General features: G+C 58.0%; 16 protein-coding genes and 5 pseudogenes. 14 read left to right on the forward strand and 7 right to left on the reverse strand.

Annotated elements, in window-relative coordinates:
* Positions 1-5 precede the first annotated feature (5 nt).
* On the reverse strand, positions 6-221 hold the full coding sequence (locus ML_RS18540) for a hypothetical protein (protein WP_049769665.1): 216 nt from the start codon (positions 219-221) through the stop codon (positions 6-8).
* 279 nt (positions 222-500) lie between these two features.
* On the opposite strand from ML_RS18540, the gene aspS reads away from it, so the two are divergent.
* The 3 genes from aspS to ML_RS18550 are packed head-to-tail and all read left to right on the forward strand — an operon-like array spanning position 501 to position 2,586.
* Positions 501-2,276 carry an aspartate--tRNA ligase gene (gene aspS, locus ML_RS02480; protein ID WP_162618225.1) on the forward strand — a complete coding sequence of 592 codons (1,776 nt, stop codon included), beginning with the start codon at positions 501-503 and terminating at the stop codon, positions 2,274-2,276.
* A 53-nt stretch (positions 2,277-2,329) separates the two neighbouring features.
* The gene (locus ML_RS18545; protein ID WP_414085550.1) at positions 2,330-2,476 is read left to right on the forward strand and encodes a nitroreductase/quinone reductase family protein; all 147 of its coding nucleotides are present in this window, start codon (positions 2,330-2,332) and stop codon (positions 2,474-2,476) included.
* Positions 2,477-2,484: 8 nt separating this feature from the next.
* Positions 2,485-2,586 (forward strand): hypothetical protein, encoded by a 102-nt coding sequence (locus ML_RS18550; RefSeq protein ID WP_414085512.1) that lies wholly within the window; start codon positions 2,485-2,487, stop codon positions 2,584-2,586.
* Positions 2,587-4,745: 2,159 nt separating this feature from the next.
* On the opposite strand, the gene ML_RS02490 is transcribed toward ML_RS18550, so the two are convergent.
* From ML_RS02490 to ML_RS02515, 6 genes and pseudogenes are all read right to left on the reverse strand, one after another.
* A complete protein-coding gene (locus ML_RS02490) occupies positions 4,746-4,973 on the reverse strand; it encodes a hypothetical protein (protein ID WP_049769666.1) in 228 nt (75 codons plus the stop codon).
* A gap of 503 nt (positions 4,974-5,476) precedes the next feature.
* Complete coding sequence (locus ML_RS02495; protein WP_156511882.1) at positions 5,477-5,653, reverse strand: hypothetical protein; 177 nt, start codon at positions 5,651-5,653, stop codon at positions 5,477-5,479.
* Between the two features lie 134 nt (positions 5,654-5,787).
* A complete protein-coding gene (locus tag ML_RS02500) occupies positions 5,788-5,985 on the reverse strand; it encodes a hypothetical protein (protein ID WP_049769667.1) in 198 nt (65 codons plus the stop codon).
* A gap of 477 nt (positions 5,986-6,462) precedes the next feature.
* Positions 6,463-6,561, reverse strand: a pseudogene (locus ML_RS15045) (transposase); the annotation flags it as partial.
* A 47-nt stretch (positions 6,562-6,608) separates the two neighbouring features.
* Complete coding sequence (locus tag ML_RS02510; protein WP_041322433.1) at positions 6,609-6,815, reverse strand: hypothetical protein; 207 nt, start codon at positions 6,813-6,815, stop codon at positions 6,609-6,611.
* 86 nt (positions 6,816-6,901) lie between these two features.
* Positions 6,902-7,171 carry a hypothetical protein gene (locus ML_RS02515; protein WP_041322436.1) on the reverse strand — a complete coding sequence of 90 codons (270 nt, stop codon included), beginning with the start codon at positions 7,169-7,171 and terminating at the stop codon, positions 6,902-6,904.
* Positions 7,172-8,984: 1,813 nt separating this feature from the next.
* On the opposite strand from ML_RS02515, the pseudogene ML_RS18555 reads away from it, so the two are divergent.
* The 11 genes and pseudogenes from ML_RS18555 to ML_RS02565 all read left to right on the forward strand — a co-directional run.
* Positions 8,985-9,661 (forward strand): annotated as a pseudogene (locus tag ML_RS18555) (circularly permuted type 2 ATP-grasp protein); the annotation flags it as partial.
* Positions 9,662-9,912: 251 nt separating this feature from the next.
* Entirely contained in the window at positions 9,913-10,350 is a 438-nt protein-coding gene (locus tag ML_RS17770) for a hypothetical protein (RefSeq protein WP_064430351.1), read from the forward strand.
* Between the two features lie 98 nt (positions 10,351-10,448).
* A pseudogene (locus tag ML_RS17775) lies at positions 10,449-11,015 on the forward strand (alpha-E domain-containing protein); the annotation flags it as partial.
* A 153-nt stretch (positions 11,016-11,168) separates the two neighbouring features.
* Complete coding sequence (locus ML_RS02530) at positions 11,169-12,110, forward strand: transglutaminase family protein (protein ID WP_010907759.1); 942 nt, start codon at positions 11,169-11,171, stop codon at positions 12,108-12,110.
* Positions 12,103-13,145: pseudogene (locus tag ML_RS02535) on the forward strand (putative zinc-binding metallopeptidase). The gene ML_RS02530 and the pseudogene ML_RS02535 overlap by 8 nt, the downstream one beginning before the upstream one ends.
* Before the next feature lie 254 nt (positions 13,146-13,399).
* Positions 13,400-14,755 carry a replication-associated recombination protein A gene (locus tag ML_RS02540; protein WP_162618308.1) on the forward strand — a complete coding sequence of 452 codons (1,356 nt, stop codon included), beginning with the start codon at positions 13,400-13,402 and terminating at the stop codon, positions 14,753-14,755.
* A gap of 831 nt (positions 14,756-15,586) precedes the next feature.
* Positions 15,587-15,679: pseudogene (locus tag ML_RS02545) on the forward strand (secondary thiamine-phosphate synthase enzyme YjbQ); the annotation flags it as partial.
* A gap of 147 nt (positions 15,680-15,826) precedes the next feature.
* Positions 15,827-18,553, forward strand: coding sequence for an alanine--tRNA ligase (alaS, locus tag ML_RS02550; protein ID WP_010907761.1), 2,727 nt, complete (start codon positions 15,827-15,829; stop codon positions 18,551-18,553).
* Entirely contained in the window at positions 18,554-19,108 is a 555-nt protein-coding gene (gene ruvX / locus ML_RS02555) for a Holliday junction resolvase RuvX (protein WP_010907762.1), read from the forward strand. It abuts the gene before it with no gap.
* Positions 19,101-20,366 carry an endolytic transglycosylase MltG gene (mltG, locus tag ML_RS02560; RefSeq protein WP_010907763.1) on the forward strand — a complete coding sequence of 422 codons (1,266 nt, stop codon included), beginning with the start codon at positions 19,101-19,103 and terminating at the stop codon, positions 20,364-20,366. The genes ruvX and mltG overlap by 8 nt, the downstream gene beginning before the upstream one ends.
* On the forward strand, positions 20,350-21,180 hold the full coding sequence (locus ML_RS02565) for a shikimate dehydrogenase (RefSeq protein ID WP_414085513.1): 831 nt from the start codon (positions 20,350-20,352) through the stop codon (positions 21,178-21,180). Before mltG ends, ML_RS02565 begins: the two co-directional genes overlap by 17 nt.
* The last annotated feature ends 48 nt before the right edge of the window (positions 21,181-21,228 follow it).

Below are 21,228 nucleotides of genomic sequence, written 5' to 3' on the forward strand. Positions count from 1 at the left end.
GCGTCTTAGCCTCGGGTTTGGTGGTCAATATACAGAGTAGCTTTTCGGCGGAATACCAGAAACTCCCCAGAACCACGGCTGACGACGGGCAGAGCGGCTGCAACCTGGTAGACCTGTGCAACACCGTTTTGCGGCACGGTGACAATAGTGTTCTCGTAACACAACCCAGTCAGCCGCCCGTGAGCATCATTGTTTTGGATAGATTTGATTGCCAGCACCACAACGTCGACCGGGCCAGGTTACCTTCGCCAGAATCGGTGCGCACCTTATCTGGTACCACGATACGATTGTCGCCGCCGGGACGAATTTAGATGCTGTCGCGCGGAGTGTTACCACATACCAGGACTGAATGCCTGGCCGCATGCAATATGTGCCGACTGTCGTTCCGACAGCGCCGGGTCCGACCAATGAAATCTTGGTTGTGGGGTTGGTAGCGATACGGCTGAAAGTTGCACCACCCTCTAGACTGGGCAGTCGTTAGTTGTCAACTAAAACGGGGAGTGTTTGTGCTGCGTAGCCACGGCGCTGGTGTGTTACGGAAAAGCGATGCCGGGCAGCAGGTAACATTAGCTGGCTGGGTGTCTCGCCGTCGAGACCACGGCGGCGTCATCTTCATTGATCTGCGCGACTCCTCGGGCATCACACAGGCGGTGTTTCGCGAGCCTGACGTGTTGGCCCAGGCGCATCGGCTGCGCGCTGAGTTCTGCATCGCGGTTTCCGGCGTAGTCGAGATTCGCCCCGAGGGTAACGCCAATGCCGAGATTCCCACCGGCGATATCGAGGTCAACGCCACTTCGCTGACCGTGCTCGGTGAGAGTGCGCCGCTACCATTCCAACTCGATGAGCCTGCGGGTGAGGAATTGCGGTTGAAGTACCGTTACCTCGACCTGCGCCGCGACGGTCCTGGATCGGCAATTCGGTTGCGTTCCAAGGTGAATGCCACTGCTCGTGCAGTGCTGGCGCGCCACGATTTCGTTGAGATCGAAACCCCGACGATCACCCGCTCAACCCCGGAGGGGGCGCGCGACTTTTTAGTTCCGGCCCGGTTGCGGCCGGGCACGTTCTATGCTCTGCCGCAGAGCCCGCAATTGTTCAAACAGTTGCTGATGGTGGCCGGGATGGAGCGTTATTACCAGATTGCCCACTGCTACCGCGACGAGGATTTCCGTGCCGACCGCCAGCCCGAATTCACTCAGCTCGACATGGAGATGAGCTTCGTCGATGCCGAGGATGTCATCGCGATCTCCGAGGAAATCCTAACCGAGCTCTGGATGCTGATAGGCTACCACATTCCGGCGCCGATCCCGCGGATCAGCTATGCGGATGCTATGCGACGGTTCGGCTCTGACAAGCCCGACTTGCGGTTCGGGCTGGAGCTTGTTGAATGCACAGAGTTCTTCTGCGACACAACGTTCCGTGTCTTCCAGGCACCGTATGTCGGTGCGGTAGTGATGCCCGGCGGTGCTGCACAGCCGCGGCGCACACTGGACGAGTGGCAGGACTGGGCCAAACAGCGCGGGCATCGCGGCCTGGCCTACGTGCTGGTGACCGATGACGGTACGCTCGGCGGACCGGTGGCCAAGAACTTCAGCGATGCCGAACGCTCTCGCCTGGCCTCCCACGTAGGCGCCGAACCCGGGGACTGCATCTTCTTTTCAGCGGGCCCGGCGAAGTCGTCGCGGGCACTGCTGGGGGCCGCCCGCGGTGAGATCGCCAACCGGCTGGGTTTGATCGACCCCGAGGCCTGGGCGTTCGTCTGGGTAGTCGACCCGCCGCTTTTCGAACGCGCCGACGAGGCCACCAAGGTCGGCGAAATGGCAGTGGGCTCTGGTGCGTGGACTGCGGTGCATCATGCCTTCACATCGCCGAAACCGGAATTCGAGGACAGCATAGAGTCCGATCCCGGCAGCGTGTTGGCCGATGCCTACGACATCGTTTGTAACGGCCACGAGATTGGTAGCGGCTCGGTTCGTATTAACCGCCGTGATATCCAGGAACGGGTGTTTGCGGTTATGGGATTGGAAAAGGCTGAGGCGGAGGAGAAATTCGGGTTCCTTTTGGAGGCTTTTACGTTTGGTGCGCCTCCGCACGGCGGTATCGCCTTTGGCTGGGATCGGACCAATGCCTTGCTGGCCGGGATGGAGTCGATACGTGAGGTGATTGCGTTCCCCAAGACCGGCGGTGGTGTCGACCCGCTCACTGATGCGCCGGCTTCGATAACCGCTCAGCAGCGCAAGGAATCCGGAATAGACACCAAGCCCAAAGAGGTTGAGTAGGCATGACAGAATAGTTTCCGGACGCTGAAACGGTAAAGGAGTTCAACAAAACCATCGTCGACGAGTTCCAGGACAACGGCGGCAAGGTCGGTGGGCAATTCGCCAATTCAAACTTGCGGCTGCTAACAACGACCAGCGCTAAATCTGGCCAACGCCGGGCTTCGCCACTGACCTATTTTTCCGCAGCGACGGCAAGCTGATCACCATCGTGTCCTTTGTCGGTGCCTCGGTTAGTCCGGCTTGGGTGCACAACCTGGAGGCCAACCCTACGGGAACACGTCGAGATCGGGGTTCGAAGCGTTCGACGTGATGGCGCGTGAATTGTCTTCTACTGAGCGCGAACAGATCTTCCCTAAAGTTCCCTCCCTTCTCCGCAACGGGACAAGTCAAAACCAGCCGGGTGATCCCGCTGTTAGAGCTGCACCTGATCTAGTAGCAGGTAATAGACCGAGTCCCCGTGTTTGTCAAAAACTCATGTTCTCAAGGCAATTAGGAGTTTTCACTGAGTAGGACTCCAACTCTGCGCGTCCCTTAGCGTCCAGCATCGCCAGTTGCGGCCGTTTGACGTTGGAAGCCACACCCACCACCCAGCATGTGTTCACCGGAACCGATCTCAGCGGCGCCGTGCACTACCAGACCGCCGCTCTCAATCACTAGTTGGGAAGCCAGCTTTCGCAACTCTGGGTTGTACTTCAGTATGTTTTCCGATGTACGGGGATCCTTCTCTAGACACCAACAGTACCACTGGTTCGCTGTCCACTATCAGGAGTCAACCCGAATGTTGCATGATCTTTGGTCTTGCGTGGGGTCGCTGCGTGAAGATCGTATTTCGCGATTTGTCCCCGACAGACCACACCTGGCATGTCGGGCCACGTATACTGAATTTCTGAATACTATACTCCCACTGTTTGTAATGGAATGATAGGTATACTCATTTGGCGATGGTGTCTATCTCGAATAGATCTAATTTGTAGTAATTTATGTGTAATTCACCTCTTAATATTGTGCTATAATTATAGCTTATAAGCCCGGTAAACGTGTGTGGGTTCATTAATTACTAAAGTAGAATTAATATGTCTTTGTGAGTGTAGAGGTTGGGGTGTTACAAGTAAGTTTCTATGTAAAGTGTGAAAATTTTTGATTGTGAGGTTGTTGCCGATAACAAGGTGGCTCTAGCAACAACCGCCATGAATCCTTCTGCTATCAATTCGGAATCACAAAGGGTGACACCGTATCTGGTTCAGTTATGCGCAGCAGGATCGAAAGACTATCCTTAGGCGGTGGTATGCGGTCCTAGAAGCCGATAACGCCAAGATTTTGAGCTAAAAGAATTGTATATAGTCTTTACGAGCCGGAAGGAATAACTAACAAAAAGATGTATTCTGAACCGTTACTACCAAAGGTAAACTTGGGCAACATGTATACCGGCTTGGATTCTTACTCGCTGATACTCGCTGCCCAGGTGTGGAAGGCGGTGGGTTAGGAGTTGAGGGCCATTAGATTGTTGTCAATCGAATTCTACTCCATATCGCTTTGGACCACTGGTTGGGTCGCCGCGGCGACACAGAAAACTGATGCGGTCAAGCTATTTCTGAGGTGGCTGAATGACCTCGGTGAGGCAGTTCTCTGAGATTGAGGAACAAACCTAATAGCTATAGTGCCAGATTTTCGCGATGCACATACCGAGATGGTGTATTCGGGGTGGATCGCGATTCACCGCGCCTGGAGAGCGAATATGGTCAATAACAGCGGGTTCGTACTATAGTATAGAAATAGAGATCGCGGCACGTGGCCGGGAGTATGCAAGGTGCTGGGTTGAAGACGGTTAGGCGATGAATAAGATATAGGCGTAGGTTGTCGTTATACTGTTGTCAAGGTTGCCTTCGTTGAAGTAGCCGCCGTCGATCACCAACAACACCGGGTTGATCCAGCTGATGCCACTTCCCGCAGAACCGCTTAGTTCGGTTATTCGTTGTGGGGTGGTGTTGGGCCGATACGATTTGCAGAGTTGTGTGCGTCTAGTCCATGGAAAGATTTTGTTGTAGTTAGGTGAGGTAGTCGTTGAGCTTGCAATGCTGGTCGGGGTCGTTTAGGTGTTTAGGTGATGTTTTGTTGTGTTGGAGGCACAAACTTTACATCGATGCCGGTGTGACTGGGGGGTGTGCCGCGCCCGTGGGGGTCGACCGTATGTCTGTGGCCGTATTGAAGTATCTGCTGGTGGTCAGAGGTTGACGTTACTCCAAGGGCGGTCACCTCGCTTGTGTTGGGCGTGGGCTGCATGAGGAACAACTCGTCATCGGTAGATAACGGCGCTGGCATGGCCTAGGAGCCCGTCGAGCGAAAATGCTGGCGACGGTGGTGTGCTCGGGCAGCAAGAAGCGTTGCAGGGCCAGTGGGAGGCGAGGGCTAGGGGAGTGGCATTAGTAGGCAGCGGTTGCTAGCCAGAACAGCAGATAGGTGCCGGTGTCATCATATTGGGGTGAACTCTAGTTCGTCAACAATGATCACCTCAGCGCGTAGCAGGATCTCGAGTTCTTGACTCAGGCGAGTGTTGTCGATTGCGGTTACGCTGCCCAGGAACGCTTGCGCACCCTCGTCGAGGGAGCAGCACTGGCTGTTTCCACTGTGGGGTTTCGGGCGCGGACCGCGGCTGGGTATAGTTCGGGGCGCATCGTAGTGCTTGTCGAGAATTGACATCTTCCCCGAGTGCGACGAGTTCGTGTTCGGCCACGGTCGCCTTGGTGGCCGGCTTCACCACATAGTAGCGCCTCGTGGTCGATGACGATGGCCACGTTTGCCCCGATCAATCGGGGTTGGTACCGGAGTAGCGGGCCGAGCTGTACTGGATGTGGGAGAGTAGGTCGACCTTACGGGTGATCGACGCCGCGCCGACCTCGAATCACAACGACGGCAGCGCCGCCAGCAGCTTGCGCTCGGTCGCAAGGCGCTCATTATTTATAGGAATTTATTAGGTGACGATCTACCGAGTGTATCGCGGCGTTGACCTCCGTTCACCACGCCGCAGCGGCAGCGTTGCCCTCAGAGATGCTCACCGGTTGTATGGTGACCTTGGCCTAGGTCAAAGAAGCTGCATCAATAAGTCGGACTGCGGAGTAACCGCACAGGTGCTACACAATGTCCCGCGATGTCGGATAGTTGGCCTGGCACCAATCCGGGCGAAACCCGTAATAGGTGGCAAATCAGACATATTGGGTTGTGGAGACGACTATGCTGGCGACTACCCGGCCCTTCAAACAGCTTATCCGATCGGCCAGTACGTGCGTCGGGACCCTGCCGATCGCGGCGAGCACCTCGGCGGTCATCGCCAGCATGGTGGTAGCATTTTGGTCGGAGAAAAACGCACGATTCTCCACCACGAGAACGCCAGCACCGCGTAGAACATAAACAACCCTGGTGCAGGTTCGGCCCAGTCGATTAGCAGATACTCACTAGCTGTCCGCGCAGCCTGACTGCGATCCGCACTATTGTCCTTACACCACAAAGTTTTCTGCTAGGAGACTAGGCGGCGGAAATTGCACGCCAAACCTTTATAGCCGGTAGCCTGGGTGATCGGCAACGGCCACTTGGTTGCGATCCAGCACGCCGATTTCGCTACCCGATCAGCGACCAAATCGCGCACGTGGTCGAGATGGCGTGGTAGCCGGTGCATGCCGAGGCTGCCCGCCGGCTTAGGCGCGTTCCACCACACGCTTGACGGTCTTGTGCTTGGTTCGGCACAACTCTGCGGTCTCACGATCGGTTCCGGCTTCCTGACAGGTAGAATGATGTTCATTTGCTCCCTCACAGACTCAGACAAAACTGAAGTGAGCGAACAACGCGACCTGCCACGAAGCTCTCGATCGCAGTTGTCAGGTGGAGGGACTGGTCTAGATATTTTAGCCGAGTTCTTTGAGCTGGCGCACCAACCGAGCCTTCTGATCATCGGTATCATTGTACTGTGTAGTAGTCGATGCCCAAGTCGGTGTAGGCAACTTGGGCGTGGATGATCGCCAGAATGGTGTGTTCGATCGCGGTAGCAGCTTTTATTTCAGCTTGCCTTGCCGAATTGGCGGTGCAGACTCCGGAATCGCGTGCTCAGACGCGTACGGGTTATGAGAGACCGCCCACGTCCCCGCAATGGCAACGCTGCAGAACTGCAGCGTTGCCATTGCGGGGACGTCGTCTTCCTCCTTTTGCCGATGGACTCGTTGTTACCCGGACATAATCCGATCCACGAAGCTAAATGATCGGCGGTTGGGAACCACGACATATTTACCTCGATTTCGGCGATGACCGTCTGGGTTGCCAGCTTACCAATTCCAGGAGTCGTTATCAGAGGATCCCGTTGACGAGCGAACGGGGGGTGACTGTCGAATCTATGCGCACTTTCAACCGGTTGATCATCAAGTTGAAACCATCAATGTGGGCCAGTTGCAGTCTGGCCAGCGGAGTATTCTGATCCGCCATCAGAAAATCCAAAGTCTTTGTTAGATAAGGGATTTTCTTTAGTATCAGCCAGCAGAACAAATCGGCCAGCACCGCGGGATCGCGCTCCCCTCGATATCAACGTAGTGATCCTTGTCCTGCCCGACATGCTGAGGTAATAGGAGGCTACAGAATCCGGTTCAAGGCCGTCTTCTTAGAATACTTTGTGCAGCCTCAGGGTTTCCTGAGTATGCTCCTCGGTTAACTTCCGGTGGTATCGGGTAAATTCCCGGTACCGCCGCGATCTCCGCCGACGTGATGAAACTCCCGCGCAGCAGACCCACCTCGTGCAACTGTGCCAGCCAGACCGCATCAGTGGCGTCGGTCTTGCGAAATGGAACATTCTTGACGTGGTTAGCTTTGCACAGCAGGATTTCAAATCCATTGACTTCAGCCAAGGCATGAAACACAGGCCTTCAGTACACTTCCGTTTCCTCCATTCTACGTGTGTAACTTGTCCGGCGTGAAGTCATTCCGTTATCTATATAAACTCCCCGTAGAACATCACGACCTTACTCACTTTCTGCGCACGTGGTTCGTCGCGCCGCTACGATCGTCCGGTACGTGGACTGCTACCGCCACTTGTCGCGTATTTACATTGATTCCGGCAACCTTCGAGAACACGATCTCCATCATCAACGCTTCCTTCGCTCACCACTAAGGTGTGTCACTCGCGGAGCGTACGAAACATTCGAAACCCAGGCATGTGCTCACAGCAGCAATCCGGAGTACCTCCCGTCGTGCACTTCCAGCGTCACTCTAAAATCAATACAAACTTTTAAAATGCCAATATGAGCCGACAGCAGCGGGTGACGTACCACCAAGTTTCAACCACCCGCGAGTGCTCAGCCAGGGGTATAATCATTCCTCACCTGGTCGGTTCGGGTGACTGTTGGCGCAAATCACTGTCACCGTCCCGGCTGCGAGCTTCCTGATCGACATGACAAGCAAGGAAACGAGACTTCATTACCTAGCCACCAGTGGGAACATCCATCTGGTCGTTCATGGGGACTTTCACATGGCTACGGCCACAGTTCATTTGTGCAACAAGATACGCCTTCACGAAGATCCTTGATGACTCTATGCTGCAATGTATTTCGTAGGCAAATTGATGTAATTTTTCCTATCCTTCTGTAGGAAATTCTAGCACAGCAGAAGCGACAAGAATAGCGGCAATCGTTACCAAACGAAAGGAGAAAATAGGTTGTTTAAATTTGAATTTGGCGGATTTCAGTGTGCTAACATTGGAGGTGAACGCCGCGCTTATATTGACTTGCCGGTAACGTAGTGCAGGTTCGGGGAAAATTATTCATTGATAGCGGTCAATGAGGCTGTATACTGGGAGTACTGTGCAAATCATACCTGGGTGATGAAACAATCTGTGCCAAAGAGGTGTCGTTGGTGACTTCGTTTATGGAGCCGCTGCAGGTCGTTAACCAGGTTAAGTCGGTGCAGAAGGCGTCGTGCTTAGTGCAATAGCAGCTAGTCAAGTGGTGGCGCTCATTCCTTAAGAAGCGCTCATTCCTTAAGAAGCTAGTCGAAGACTAGCTTCTTAAGGAGCCTGTGCAGCCAGGTTTCAGTGATCAACTCTCCGAGATCGGGGATGTCGATCTAGGAGAGTTTGACCAACATCTCTGGATAGCCGTCGAAATGAGGGTGGTGAAATATACTCCTGGGTCGTCGGCGATTTAAAGCGAACTTGACACCCGTATCAGAAGACCCGGATATCGATAATGTTGCCGCTCGGTGGGTCGGTTCAGTGTGCTGCCAGAGCGTCACGGTCAGATTGCGCAGGGGTCGTTCCCACGCATCGGTTTCTTACTGACTCGCCAAATGTGCGGTGGACTGCTTGGTGGTGCGTGGCAACCGCCCCACGATGCTTTGCGACGTCGTTCCACGTGGCCACGTGTCGACTATGGTGAAGCTTGGTGTCGGTTGTTGGCTGAGCCCACGCGAGGGACAAGCGTGATGTAATCGGCCTTGTTGGACCACCGGGCTTGTCTCGTGGAGTAGGTCGGTATCGAAGATTCGGGAGGTTGTTTTTGTCAGGAAGTAGCGCGTTGCCCTCTGACGACTTGTGTGATTCGCCGCCAGCCGCGCGTCTGGTCGGTGGCCTCGCGATCCTGACCAGTTGTTGGCCGATTATCGCGCCATGTGGGCGCAGCAGTTGTTGTTTGACGTGCGTGATGGCCGGTCTGGTTGCACCGTCCTGGTGCCAGTGTGCCCACACTCTGGCACCAGGAGGCACTGCCGTTAATGCTTACTCTGGAAGACTGGGCCACATTGGAATCCAGTGTCGTGCAACCTAGCCGGTTGCTCGATGCGGTGCTCACTGACCTGTATGGGCCGCGTCGCTGCGTCACCAGCGGAGTGTTTCCGGCTGTGCTGCTGTTCGGCCACCCTGGCTACGTCCGGGCGGTCAATGCGATCGAAGTACCGGGCCGTAATCAGTTTTTTTATACATGGCTGTGCCATCAGCCGGAACCGGTCCGGGAGCTTTACTGTCAATCTGGATTGGCCGCAGGTACTGGCGGGAGCCGGGTATGCGCTGGCCGACCGTCGGGTCGTCGCGCACGCTGTTCCTGACCTGTACGAACGGGTCGGGTTGCCCCCGGCATCACCGTTCGCGCAGACGTTGCTGCCGGCGCTGATCGATGCCACACCCGAGGCCTTCGAAGATCCGGTGGTTGTGGTGCCCACCCCCGGCATCCGCTTCGAAATAGAATTCTACCAGGTCTATCTAGTATTTGTGTTGGGTTTCCCGCTGGTGGGAAGTGCTGACTTAGTGGTCCGCGATGGCAAGCTGTGGATGCGGTCGTTGAGCACCCTGAAACCGGGTCGACATGGTGTTGCACCGGGTCAATGCCGACTACGCCGATCAGCTGGATTTGCTGTCCGATTTCAGGCCGAGCGTGGTGGGTTTGGTCGAAGTGTTGTAACGCGGGGCGCGTGACTGTGGTCAACGCTCTGGGCAGCGGTATCCTGGAAAGCGCAGGGATCATGCGGTTATTGTCCGAGTTGTCGCTGTAGCTGCTTGGCGGAGCCCCGCTGCTGCTGGTGGCCGTCCGTGTCGAGGACGCGCCCTGGCAGTGGGTTGGTCAGGAGCTGTCACATTTTTCCTCTGCGTCCACTGACCACATACCTAGGAGGGTTGAATGTCGCCGGTGTTGGGGTGCGGTTGTTCATCGTCTCACAATGCGGTGGTTACGCACCGATGATCGGTGGCCTGGGGTACACCCTTGCCCCGGGTAACGTCTCATGCAATCTTAATACCGTTGCGGCTAAGGATATCCGGTTCAGGACGCCGACCCGGGACCGCTCCGGGGTCACCATTCCGTCGGTTGACTTGGCGGCGGTAAAGGCTGGCGGCACTCGCGGCATCAGCTCGCCAAGGTTGCTGTTCGACATGTTTTGGGTTGGGCATTGCGCCGAGCTCGCTGAGGTCATGGCTCGATTACTGGTTTTCACCCGCGAGCGGTACCATGAATTCCATCACCGCGAGGACACTGACGGTAGCGAATCCGTGCTCGCTGCACTCGGGCAGGTCATCGGCATCGATATTGCTGACGCGCAAGCGACACTTTGGTGACTGACCTATGTCTCGGAGCGTTCAAGATCGCTGACGCAGTCGGTCGCATGGCTTGGACTGGTTGAGTGGGTGGTGCGGGATCAAATGTCGAAGGACATATGGATGGTGCTCGGCAGTGTCGAGTGGTCACTGACGCAGCTGTCTGCATCGGTCCCGGTGACGTCTGGGCAGTCCCTCGAACCGGGCAAACTGGCCAATCCAGCGAGTCATCCGAGCTCGCTGACGACATCAAATTCGCCCCGGTGCACGCCACGACGTTGGCGTTGTCCCAGGTGGCGGCCGAATCGGTGGTGCGTGATGTCGACTTGACCATGACCAATATCGGCAAACGGATCGAACGCAGGGAGTGGCTGACCTCGCTGTTGGAGGCCATCTCATCGAAGGACCGCAGCCGTGCTGCCGAGCAAACGATCATTGAGTCCACGCAGATGGCCTGCGAATCGTCGGTGATCTACCTGCGGCACAACCTTCGTGCTGTGAATGTTGCTACGGTTGCCGAGCTGGTACTTTTCGAGGTCGAGAACCCGAGGTTGCTGGTCTACCCGCTGGAGCGGCTGCGGACCGACTTGTGGCAGTTACCTGGAGCTTCGGGCTCGTCGCGGGCTGAACGGTTGGCCGACGACATAAGTATCCGGTTGCGCCGGCTCGATCCGGCAGATTTCGATGTGGTCACTGCCAACGGGGAGCGCGCCAAGTTGGCGGGGTTGTTGACCGGGATACACAATGGGCTGCTTGACCCGACCGACGTTACCACCGCCACCCAGCTCTCGCTGCCCGGCGAAATGCAGCCAATGTGGGTACCAGACCAGCGTTGGGTGATGCTATCATGTCACATGAAGTGGACGCAGCTGACGTCGCGGCGGTACCGAGTTAGTCACCGTACTGAATACCGCTATTCCGACGTTGTCACCAGTTCCTATGGCCGTGGGTTCCTCACGCCATGCGATTCCTTGCGCCAGCGCTGTGTCGACCATCGGTTGCATATCGTGCCTGTTCCCGCTGACAGCTCGATAAGCCGCGACAGCTACGGCAACATCAGCTCCTACTTCCACGTCACCGAGCCGCACTGCACCCTGACTGTCACCAGTGAATCCATCGTCGACGTGTACCCGACTCCACCCGAGCTGTTCACCAGTGGGCCGGCGTCGGCACCGTGGGAGGCGGCCCGGCCGACCGGGAGGCGGGGAGTGCTGGCCACTGAATTCACCCTGGATCTGAATCCGCCGGAGATCACTGACGAAGTGCGGCAGTACGCTGCGCCAAGTTTCGAGCCGCAGCGTCCACTGATCGAGGTTCTGCGCGACCTCACCACACGGATCTACGCCGATTTCACTTATCGGTCGGGCTCTACGACGATTTCCACCGGAGTTAACGAGGTTCTGTTGGCCCGAGAAGGGGTATGTCAAGATTTCGCCCGGTTGGCGATTGCCTGCTTGCGTGCCAACGGTCTGGCGGCTAGCTATGTATCCGGGTACTTGGCCACCGATCCTCCACCGGGGAAGGATCGTATGGTTGGTATCGATGTGACCCATGCCTGGGCCTCGGTCTGGACGCCGCAACAGTCTGGCCAATGCGAGTGGTTGGGACTGGATCCCACCAATGACCAGCTGGTCGACGAGCGATACATTGTCGTCGGCCAGGGCCGCGACTACGTGAACGTGCCACCGCTGCGCGGCATCATCTACACTAACTCTGAGAACAGTGTGATCGACGTTGCCGTTGACGTAGCGCCCTGCGAAGGCGACGCACTGTATGCTTGACTTCCGATGTTCTAACTGCGGTCAGCGCCTGACGTTCGAGAACTTCGTGTGTTTGTCCTACGGCAGCGCGCTGGGGTTTTCGCTGAAGGATATGGCGCTGCTGGTGATTGGTGACGCCGAGCACGTCGGTGCCATTGTTGCCGGAGATTATCAACCGTGTGCCAAATCTTCATCTGGACCAATGCAATTGGTTGGTCCCCGTTGATCAACCTGGCGGGCTGTGCACGTCATGCGTGTTGGACTCAACAACGGCAGCACGATGCGTACACACACCATTGACCTGGCTGAGTTCGTCCGAGTCTAGGAGGCTAAGCGGCGGCTGATCGCGGAATTCAACGAACTAAAGCTGCCGATTGTCGAGCGTGACCAGAATCCCGACTTTGGACTGGCGTTCATCTGTTGTCCAGCGAGCACTAGAAGGTAGTCACCGAGCATGACGGCGGCATAATCGCCCTAGAGTTAACCGAGGGTGATGATGTTCACCGCAAGCAGTTGCGGGTTGAAATGAACGAGTCATACCCGCACCCTGCTCGGGCACTTCCGCCACGGGATCGGGAGTGACTACATTTATTAATTAAACCAGTTGATCACCAATTCGGGTGCATACTTGGACTATTGCCGCGGATTGTTCGGTGATCTCGACGCCAACTACCCCGAGTTGTTAGCTTGTGGCGCCCTGCCCGCTGACTGGTAGGAATGCTTTGTGTCATCGTATGATGCCATGCACGCTGCTCAGGATTATGCTGAGATGTTTGTTCACAATACTGTACATACGCGATGTCCTGGACATCTTTAGTGTGGTGCGGTTTGACGTCGGCGTCAGTAACCTTTGAGCGAAGTGTGTTCGGCTTCAGTGCTTTTCCCACCATCATCGACATGTGGCTGCCGTTGTCCTGGTTGCTGAACATGGTCAACCGTTCGATGGGCCATGACGACCTATACTCGTTCGTGTTGATGTCCGCCGTTTTGGACAAGATGCAGTTCACTCACGCCGTCGTCGACGATGTGACTGCCAACCTAAACAGCAGCACATGAGGTACGTGGCCGTGGTTAGGCGAATTGGGACCCGGCGGCAGTGGACCGTCACTGGGGGTGAGGGAGAAGCTCCGTAACCAGACGGTGGTGGATAGTCGTAAAGGTTCTGGTTGCCGCTCTGCTAGTTGGCCGGGTTAGCTAGATAGTTCGGGGTTGGCTTATTACTTTGATTCGTTTGCTAGTTTGTTGTGGGGACCCGTTGGGTACCCGAATCATCGGGGTTTACCGTGACTGACTTGTCTGTCCTTCGTGGTATTTCTAATGTTGTGTCCGACAGTCTGTTTGATTTGCCTGGCGCGCCGCAGCCGACCGACTACGGCCTGGGTGGCTCGACCGGGGTCCCGCTGGCGGTGCGGATGCGTCCGGCATCGCTGGACGAGCTGGTTGGACAGGGTCACTTGTTGGCGCCGGGATCGCCGCTGCGCCGCCTTGTCGAGGGCTCGGGTGTGGTGTCGGCTATTCTCCATGGCCCGCCGGGATGCGGTAAGACGACCCTGGCAGCGCTGATCTCGCAGGCGACCGGGCACCGGTTCGAGGCACTGTCGGCGTTGTCGGCGGGTGTCAAAGACGTTCGAGCTGTTTTGAAGATTGCACGTAGTGCGTTGCTCTCGGGGAAGCGGACTGTGCTGTTTATCGACGAAGTGCACCGATTCTCCAAGACTCAGCAGGACGCCCTGCTTTCCGCGGTGGAGAACCGGGTGGTGTTGCTGGTCGCGGCGACCACCGAGAACCCGTCGTTTTCAGTGGTGGCGCCGCTACTGTCTCGATCGCTGATCCTTCAGTTGCGGCCGCTGAACGCTGACGACATCCGTGCCGTGGTGCAGCGGGCCGTCGATGATCCCCGCGGCCTGGGAGGACAGATCGCTGTGGCACCCGAGGCCGTCGACTTGTTAGTTCGGTTGGCCGCCGGCGACGCCCGACGGGTTTTGACCGCATTGGAGGTGGCCGCCGAAGCCGTCCAAACCGGTGACGAGCTGACGGTCGCGACCATTGAACAATCCTTGGACAACGCTGCAGTGCGCTACGACCGGGACGGTGATCAGCATTATGATATCGTCAGCGCCTTCATCAAATCGGTGCGTGGCTCTGACGTGGATGCTGCGCTGCACTATCTGGCGCGCATGTTGATTGCCGGGGAGGATCCACGATTCATCGCGCGCCGGCTGCTGATCCTGGCTAGCGAAGATATCGGCCTGGCCGACTCGACCGCGCTTCCGCTTGCGGTCGCTGCCGCGCAGACTGTGCAGCTAATAGGCATGCCCGAAGCCCAGCTGGCGCTGGCACATGCCACCATTCATTTGGCTACTGCACCGAAATCGAACGCCGTCATGACCGCGCTGGGTTCCGCAATAGATGATATCAAAGCTGGTAAGGCCGGTTTGGTACCGGCTCACCTGCGCGACGGACATTACTCCGGTGCGGCGGCGCTGGGCAACGCCAAAGGCTACAAGTATTCCCATGATGACCCCGACGGTGTTGTTGCCCAACAGTATCCGCCGTATGAGCTGGTGGAAGTGGACTACTATCGGCCTACCGGTCGTGGCGGTGAACGTGAGCTCGTCGGTCGACTAGACCGGCTGCGAGCGATAATCCGCGGCCGGCGAGGCTAGCCGTTCGAGTAGTGTGCGGCTGGCTGCACGCTTGGCATCAGACCAGCTTGAGCACCCTCAAGTGCGCGATCGCCGGATCGAATTCGGCCACGTTGAGTACCTCGGCTTCCACAAATCCAGACCTGTTTGCTGCGCAACTTTAACTTGGTTGACCGGTCGCGGTTGCTGATCGCCATTGCGTTGATGCTGTCGAACGTCGAGCAGGACACCGTACGCCGGAATACGGGATAGTCGACCATCAGGCTGGTGCTGCAGAACCCGTTGAGTTTTTCCAGTTCTGGAAGCACTCATGTCCGGTACGATCCATCGATCGGCTGCGCTGGTCGGATACCGTTTTGAGCCAGATAGCCCGTGTGCATGCGCCCTTGCACGAGCGGTGGTTACGCTGCCAGCAGAGCGATTCCCATTCTTCGACCTGTGTGCTGCCGTTGAACATCTGCACAGCCTGATCGCGAATGCGCGCCAGCCGCCCATCGCCTGCACGTTCTCCCGAGTGAGCTGGTGGTGATGCATCTGCCGGACTGTTCGGTCGACAAAAAGCGACACTCTGATACACCCGTCGATCTCCTGCAGGGCAGGTCATGACTACATCGCGAATGGAATGTGTGCAATTCCTATGTTGACCGACAGGGGTTGCGCCTGGATGGTGGTAGAGCGTGCGTACACGATCGACTCCAATCCTATCTCTGAGGCAGAGTCCCGGTAACGCTACCGGTTCATCAAGCTGCTTTCTTCCGACCACTTAGGCGTGGCAATGCTGCTTGCGGGGCTTTCTCCCGGGTTGTGTATCGGATTGGCAGGTCGACAAGCCACGCCCGTAGGCTGGGCTGCGTGCATACCGATGTGCTGGATGTGAACACTGCGTGTCGTCGCATCGTGGATCTTACCGACGCGGTACGCGAATTCGGCCCGACTCACAGCGATGACCGGTAGTCTTTGCAGTCGAAAGTGTCGTTAGACGGCCTTCTAATTGTCTGGCGAATAGGTTTTGGAATCGACCCCAAGCACGTTGCGATGTTGTCCCGGCAGAGCCGCCGGAATTAAGGGAACTAGGGAAGAAGAATACTTAGAGTGCAAACACACGAGATCAGGAAGCGGTTCCTTGATCATTTTGTGAAGGCGGGCCACACCGAGGTGCCTAGCGCGTCAGTAATCCTCGATGACCCCAACCTGTTGTTCGTCAACGCTGGCATGGTCCAGTTCGTGCCGTTCTTTCTGGGGCAGTGTACGCCGCCGTACGCGACGGCCACCAGCATCCAGAAATGCATCCGCACTCCTGACATCGACGATGTGGGTATCACCACCCGGCACAACACCTTTTTCCAGATGGCGGGCAATTTCTCGTTCGGGGACTACTTCAAGCGCGGGGCTATCGAACTGGCCTGGGCGTTGCTGACTAACAGCTTTGCCGACGGGGGCTACGGGCTGGACCCAGAGAGACTCTGGGCCACGGTGTATCTCGATGACGACGAGGCTGCAGGCCTATGGCAGGAGATCGCCGGACTGCCACCTGAGCGAATCCAGCGTCGTGGTATGGCCGACAACTACTGGTCGATGGGCATCCCTGGGCCATGCGGGCCGTCGTCGGAGATTTACTACGACCGCGGGCCCGAGTTCGGCCCCGAAGGCGGTCCCATCGTCAATGAGGACCGCTACCTCGAGGTCTGGAACCTCGTGTTCATGCAAAACGAACGCGGTGAGGGGACTACCAAGGAGGACTACGAGATCCGCGGACCGCTGCCACGCAAGAACATCGACACTGGCATGGGTGTTGAGCGGATTGCGTTGGTTCTGCAGGGCGTGCACAACGTCTACGAGATCGATCTGCTGCGGCCGGTGATTGACCTAGTGGCGACCCGCGCACCGCGCCCGTATGACCCCGAAAATGAAGACACCAATCACGCCGACAACGTCCGCTACCGCATTATCGCAGACCACAGCCGCACCGCCGCCATCCTTATCGGCGACGGTGTAAGTCCCGTCAACGACGGTCGTGGTTATGTGTTGCGTCGTTTGCTACGCCGGATAATCCGTTCGGCCAAGCTGTTGGGCATCGATAGCCCGATCGTGGGCGACCTGATGGCTACCGTGTGCAATGCGATGGGGCGAGCTTATCCAGGGCTGGTCACCGACTTTGACCGGATCAACCGCATTGCCGTCGCTGAAGAGACGGCATTCAACCGCACCCTGACTTCTGGCTCGAAGCTGTTTGACGACGTCGTCGGCGCCACCGTAGCGTCGGGCTCCACCGTGGTCGCCGGTTTGGACGCCTTTACCCTGCATGATACCTACGGTTTCCCAATCGAGCTCACCTTGGAGATGGCGGCCGAAGCCGGTCTGACCGTGGATGAGAAGGGATTTCACGAGTTGATGCTGCAACAGCGTCAGCGCGCCAAGGTCGATGCCGCCGCCCGCAAGCAGGCACACGTCGACCTGACTGCGTACCGTGAGCTGGTCGACGCCGGTCCGACTGAGTTTACTGGCTTCGACGAATTGACTACCGAGGCAAGAATTCTCGGCATCTTTGTCGAAGGCAAGCGGGTCCCGGTAGTCGCGCACGCCGTTCGAGGCCAAGCTGGCATCACCAATCGGGTAGAGCTGGTGTTGGATCGCACTCCGCTTTATGCTGAGTCGGGAGGCCAGATTGCTGACGCCGGCACCATCAGCGGAATTGGTGCCGGAGCCAGCTCCCGGGCGGCGGTCACCGACGTGCAAAAGATCGCTAAAACTCTTCATGTCCACCGGGTTAACTTAGAATCCGGGGAATTCGTCGAGGGTGATACCGTTGTTGCGGTAGTCGACCCGGGTTGGCGCAGGGGCGCCGCGCAAGGGCATTCGGGTACCCACATCGTGCACGCCGCGCTGCGCCAAGTGCTGGGGCCCAACGCCGTTCAGGCTGGCTCGCTGAACCGGCCGGGCTACTTGCGTTTTGACTTCAACTGGCAGGGTTCGTTGACTGGTGAGCAGCGTACCCAAATCGAAGAAGTCACCAACGAAGCTGTGCAAGCCGACTTCGAGGTACACACCTTCACCGAAAAGCTCGACACAGCTAAAGCGATGGGCGCCATAGCCCTGTTTGGTGAGGCCTATCCCGACGAGGTGCGGGTGGTGGAGATGGGCGGACCGTTCTCGCTGGAGTTGTGCGGCGGCACGCATGTGCACAACACGGCGCAGATTGGCCCGGTCACGATCCTGGGTGAATCGTCGATCGGCTCCGGGGTGCGCCGGGTGGAAGCATACGTCGGACTGGATTCGTTTCGCCACCTGGCCAAAGAGCGTGCGCTGATGGCAGGGCTGGCATCATCACTGCAGGTGCCTTCCGAGGAGGTACACGCTCGGGTAGCCACGCTGGTGGAGCGGCTGAAGGCCGCCGAGAAGGAACTCGAGCGCGCTCGGCAGGCAAACGTCCAGGCGGCGGCGACCAAAGCCGCGGCGGGTGCTGAGTGGATCGGTAATGTGCGGGTTGTGGTGCAACGGATGTCCGGCCCGATAGCACCAGACGACTTACGCTTCCTGGTCGGCGATATCCGCGGCAAACTGGGCAGTGATCCGGCGGTGGTCGCGCTGATCGCGGTGACTTCGGATGGGCCGACCGCAACTGTGCCGTACGCGGTCGCTGCCAATCCCGCCGCCCAGGATCTGGGAATTCGCGCCAACGATCTGGTGGAACAGCTCGCTATGGTCGTAGACGGGCGCGGCGGCGGTAAGGCCGACCTGGCGCAAGGTTCAGGAAAGGACCCGACTGGCATCGACGCTGCGCTTGACACGGTACGTGCACAGATAGCGCAGGTCGGTTGAGTGTTTTCGTCACAGCACCGCCTGCTCTACCAGCCAAGTGGCCCTGATCTGTCAAAAAACTTAGACCCTGAGCGGGGACGGCGGCTCGGCATCGATGTGGGTAGTGTGCGCATAGGTGTGGCTTTCAGCGACCCGGACGGCATCCTGGCTACCCCGGTGGAGACGGTGCGCCGCTACCGTTCCGCTAAGCACTTGCGCCGACTAGCTGAGCTCGTCGTCGAATTGCAGGTTGTCGAGGTGGTCGTCGGCTTGCCATGGACACTGACCGACCGGACCGGCTCGTCGGCAAAGGACGCCATCGACACCGCCGAGGCACTAGCACGGCGGGTTGCTCCGGTACCGGTTCGACTCGTTGATGAGCGGCTGACCACTGTCAGCGCGCAGCGTTTGCTGCGTGCTGCAGGTGTACGCGCTAAAGACCAGCGGGCGGTGATCGACCAGGCGGCGGCGGTGGTGATTCTGCAAAATTGGCTCGATCAATGCCGCGCTGCTACTCCGGCGAGGGCGGATGAGCCTACGACTGGATCGGTAGCTGGAGAAGTTATCGATGGGTGATTCCTATTTAGCACGCCACCGTCTCGCACCCGAGGCGGCCGGGTTGGGCCGCCACCAGATGAGCAGCGGGGACCGGGATGGGCGCCGTCTGGCCAAGAGCGGATATCGTTGTCGACGCTTCGCCGACAAAATAGTATTTGGCCTGCTAGTCGTGGTCGTCGTCTTGGCCACCTTTGTCGGCTTGCGGCTGTGGCACACGCTGTTCGGGTCTGCTGACGGTTACACGGATTACGCGGGAGCCGGCAAGCACGACATCATGATTCAGATTCATGCCGGTGATTCGACCACCGTGATCGGTGAGACGCTGCGCAACCAGGGGGTGGTCGCCTCGGTCCGGGCATTCGTCGATGCCTCGCATGGCAACGCCGCGATTTCGTCGATCCAGCCGGGTTTCTACCGGATGCGCACCGAAATCCCGGCCGCTGCTGCGGCAGCGCGGCTTGCTGATCCGGAGAACCGGGTGGGGAAGCTGGTTATCCCGGAAGGTCGTCAACTTGATGATGCCACCGACATGACAACTGGCAAGGTGAATCCTGGAATATTTTCGCTGATCTCCCGTGCCACCTGTGTGGATCTCGACGGCAACCGGCATTGTGTTTCACTGAACGACCTCCGCGCGGCGACGAGAAGAACCTCGTTAGCCAAGCTGTCGGTGCCGGCTTGGGCGACTGAATCGGTGATTGAGTTGGGCAACGACCATCGCCGGATCGAGGGACTCATTGCGCCGGGGACCTTCAATGTCGACCCATCGGCCTCAGCCGATAGCATCATGGCCAATTTGATCAGCACCAGTGCCGTGGGGTACACGGATTCCGGTTTGGTGGACACCGCGCGCTCCCTTGGCTTGTCACCCTACGCCATCCTTGTGGTGGCATCGCTGGTGCAGCAGGAGGCCAGCCCGCAGGACTTCCCGAAGGTGGCGCGCGTCATATACAACCGCCTGTATGAACATCGCACGTTGGAGTTTGACTCGACCGTGAACTATCCGTTGGACCGCCGCGAGGTGGCTACCAGTGACGCCGATCGTGGCCTGTGGACGCCGTGGAACACCTACGTCTCGCCAGGATTGCCGGCCACTGCGATCTGTTCTCCCGGCATCGATGCGTTGTACGCTGCCGAGCATCCCGAGCCCGGTGACTGGCTGTACTTCGTCACCGTTGATACCCAGGGGACAACTCTGTTCACCAGGGATTATCAGCAGCATTTAACCAATATCGAACTCGCGAAGCACAACGGTGTCCTTGACAGCGTGCGCTAACAAGGGGCCGCGAAAAGCTGGAATTATTGGTTCTCCAATCGCGCATTCCCGTTCCCCGCACTTGCACCTGGCCGCTTACCGTGCACTGCGTCTCCACGACTGGACGTATGAGCGGATCGAATGCGATGCTGAAGAGCTCCCGACTGTCGTTAGCGGGTTCGGGCCGCAGTGGGTCGGCGTTTCAGTGACCATGCCGGGCAAATTCGCCGCGCTGCGGTTCGCCGATGAGCACACTGCACGTGCCAGCCTGGTTGGGTCGGCTAACACGCTGCTGCGGACCCAGCGCGGCTGGCGGGCCGACAACACCGACATTGATGGTGTGGCGGGGGCGCTGGCGGCGATCGGGCCTTTGGCAGGGCGTGCGCTAGTGTGCGGGTCGGGCGGCACTGCTCCGGCGGCTGTGATGGGGTTGGCTGAACTGGGCGTCACCGATATCACCGTTTTGGCACGCAATCCCGACAAGGCGTCCCGGTTGGTCGATCTCGGGGTTCAGGTCGGTGTGGCGACCCGATTGTGCGGTCTGGACAGCGGTGGCTTGGCAGATGAGGTGAAGGCTGCCGAAGTGCTGGTTAGTACGGTACCGGCAGATGTGGCTGCGCGGTATGTCGATGTCTTCGCGACGGTCCCGGTGCTGCTAGATGCAATCTACGACCCGTGGCCTACGCCACTGGTCGCAGCGGTGTCCGCGGCGGGCGGCCGAGTGATCAGCGGCTTGCAAATGCTGTTGCATCAAGCGTTTGCGCAGGTGGAGCAATTCACCGGGATGCCTGCACCGCGAGAGGCGATGGCTTGTGCTCTGGCGGGTTTGCATTAGCGTGCCGCGTATGCAGGATAGGGGCCGTTTGTGTGATGCTGATCTGGT

The organism is Mycobacterium leprae TN (assembly GCF_000195855.1).
Taxonomy (GTDB): domain Bacteria; phylum Actinomycetota; class Actinomycetes; order Mycobacteriales; family Mycobacteriaceae; genus Mycobacterium; species Mycobacterium leprae.

Bases quoted from the DNA above. Each gene is read 5' to 3' on its own strand.
- ML_RS02490 (WP_049769666.1), bottom strand. From the start codon at position 4,973: ATGTCAATTCTCGACAAGCACTACGATGCGCCCCGAACTATACCCAGC.
- ML_RS02530 (WP_010907759.1), top strand. From the start codon at position 11,169: ATGCTATCATGTCACATGAAGTGGACGCAGCTGACGTCGCGGCGGTAC.
- mltG (WP_010907763.1), top strand. From the start codon at position 19,101: ATGGGTGATTCCTATTTAGCACGCCACCGTCTCGCACCCGAGGCGGCC.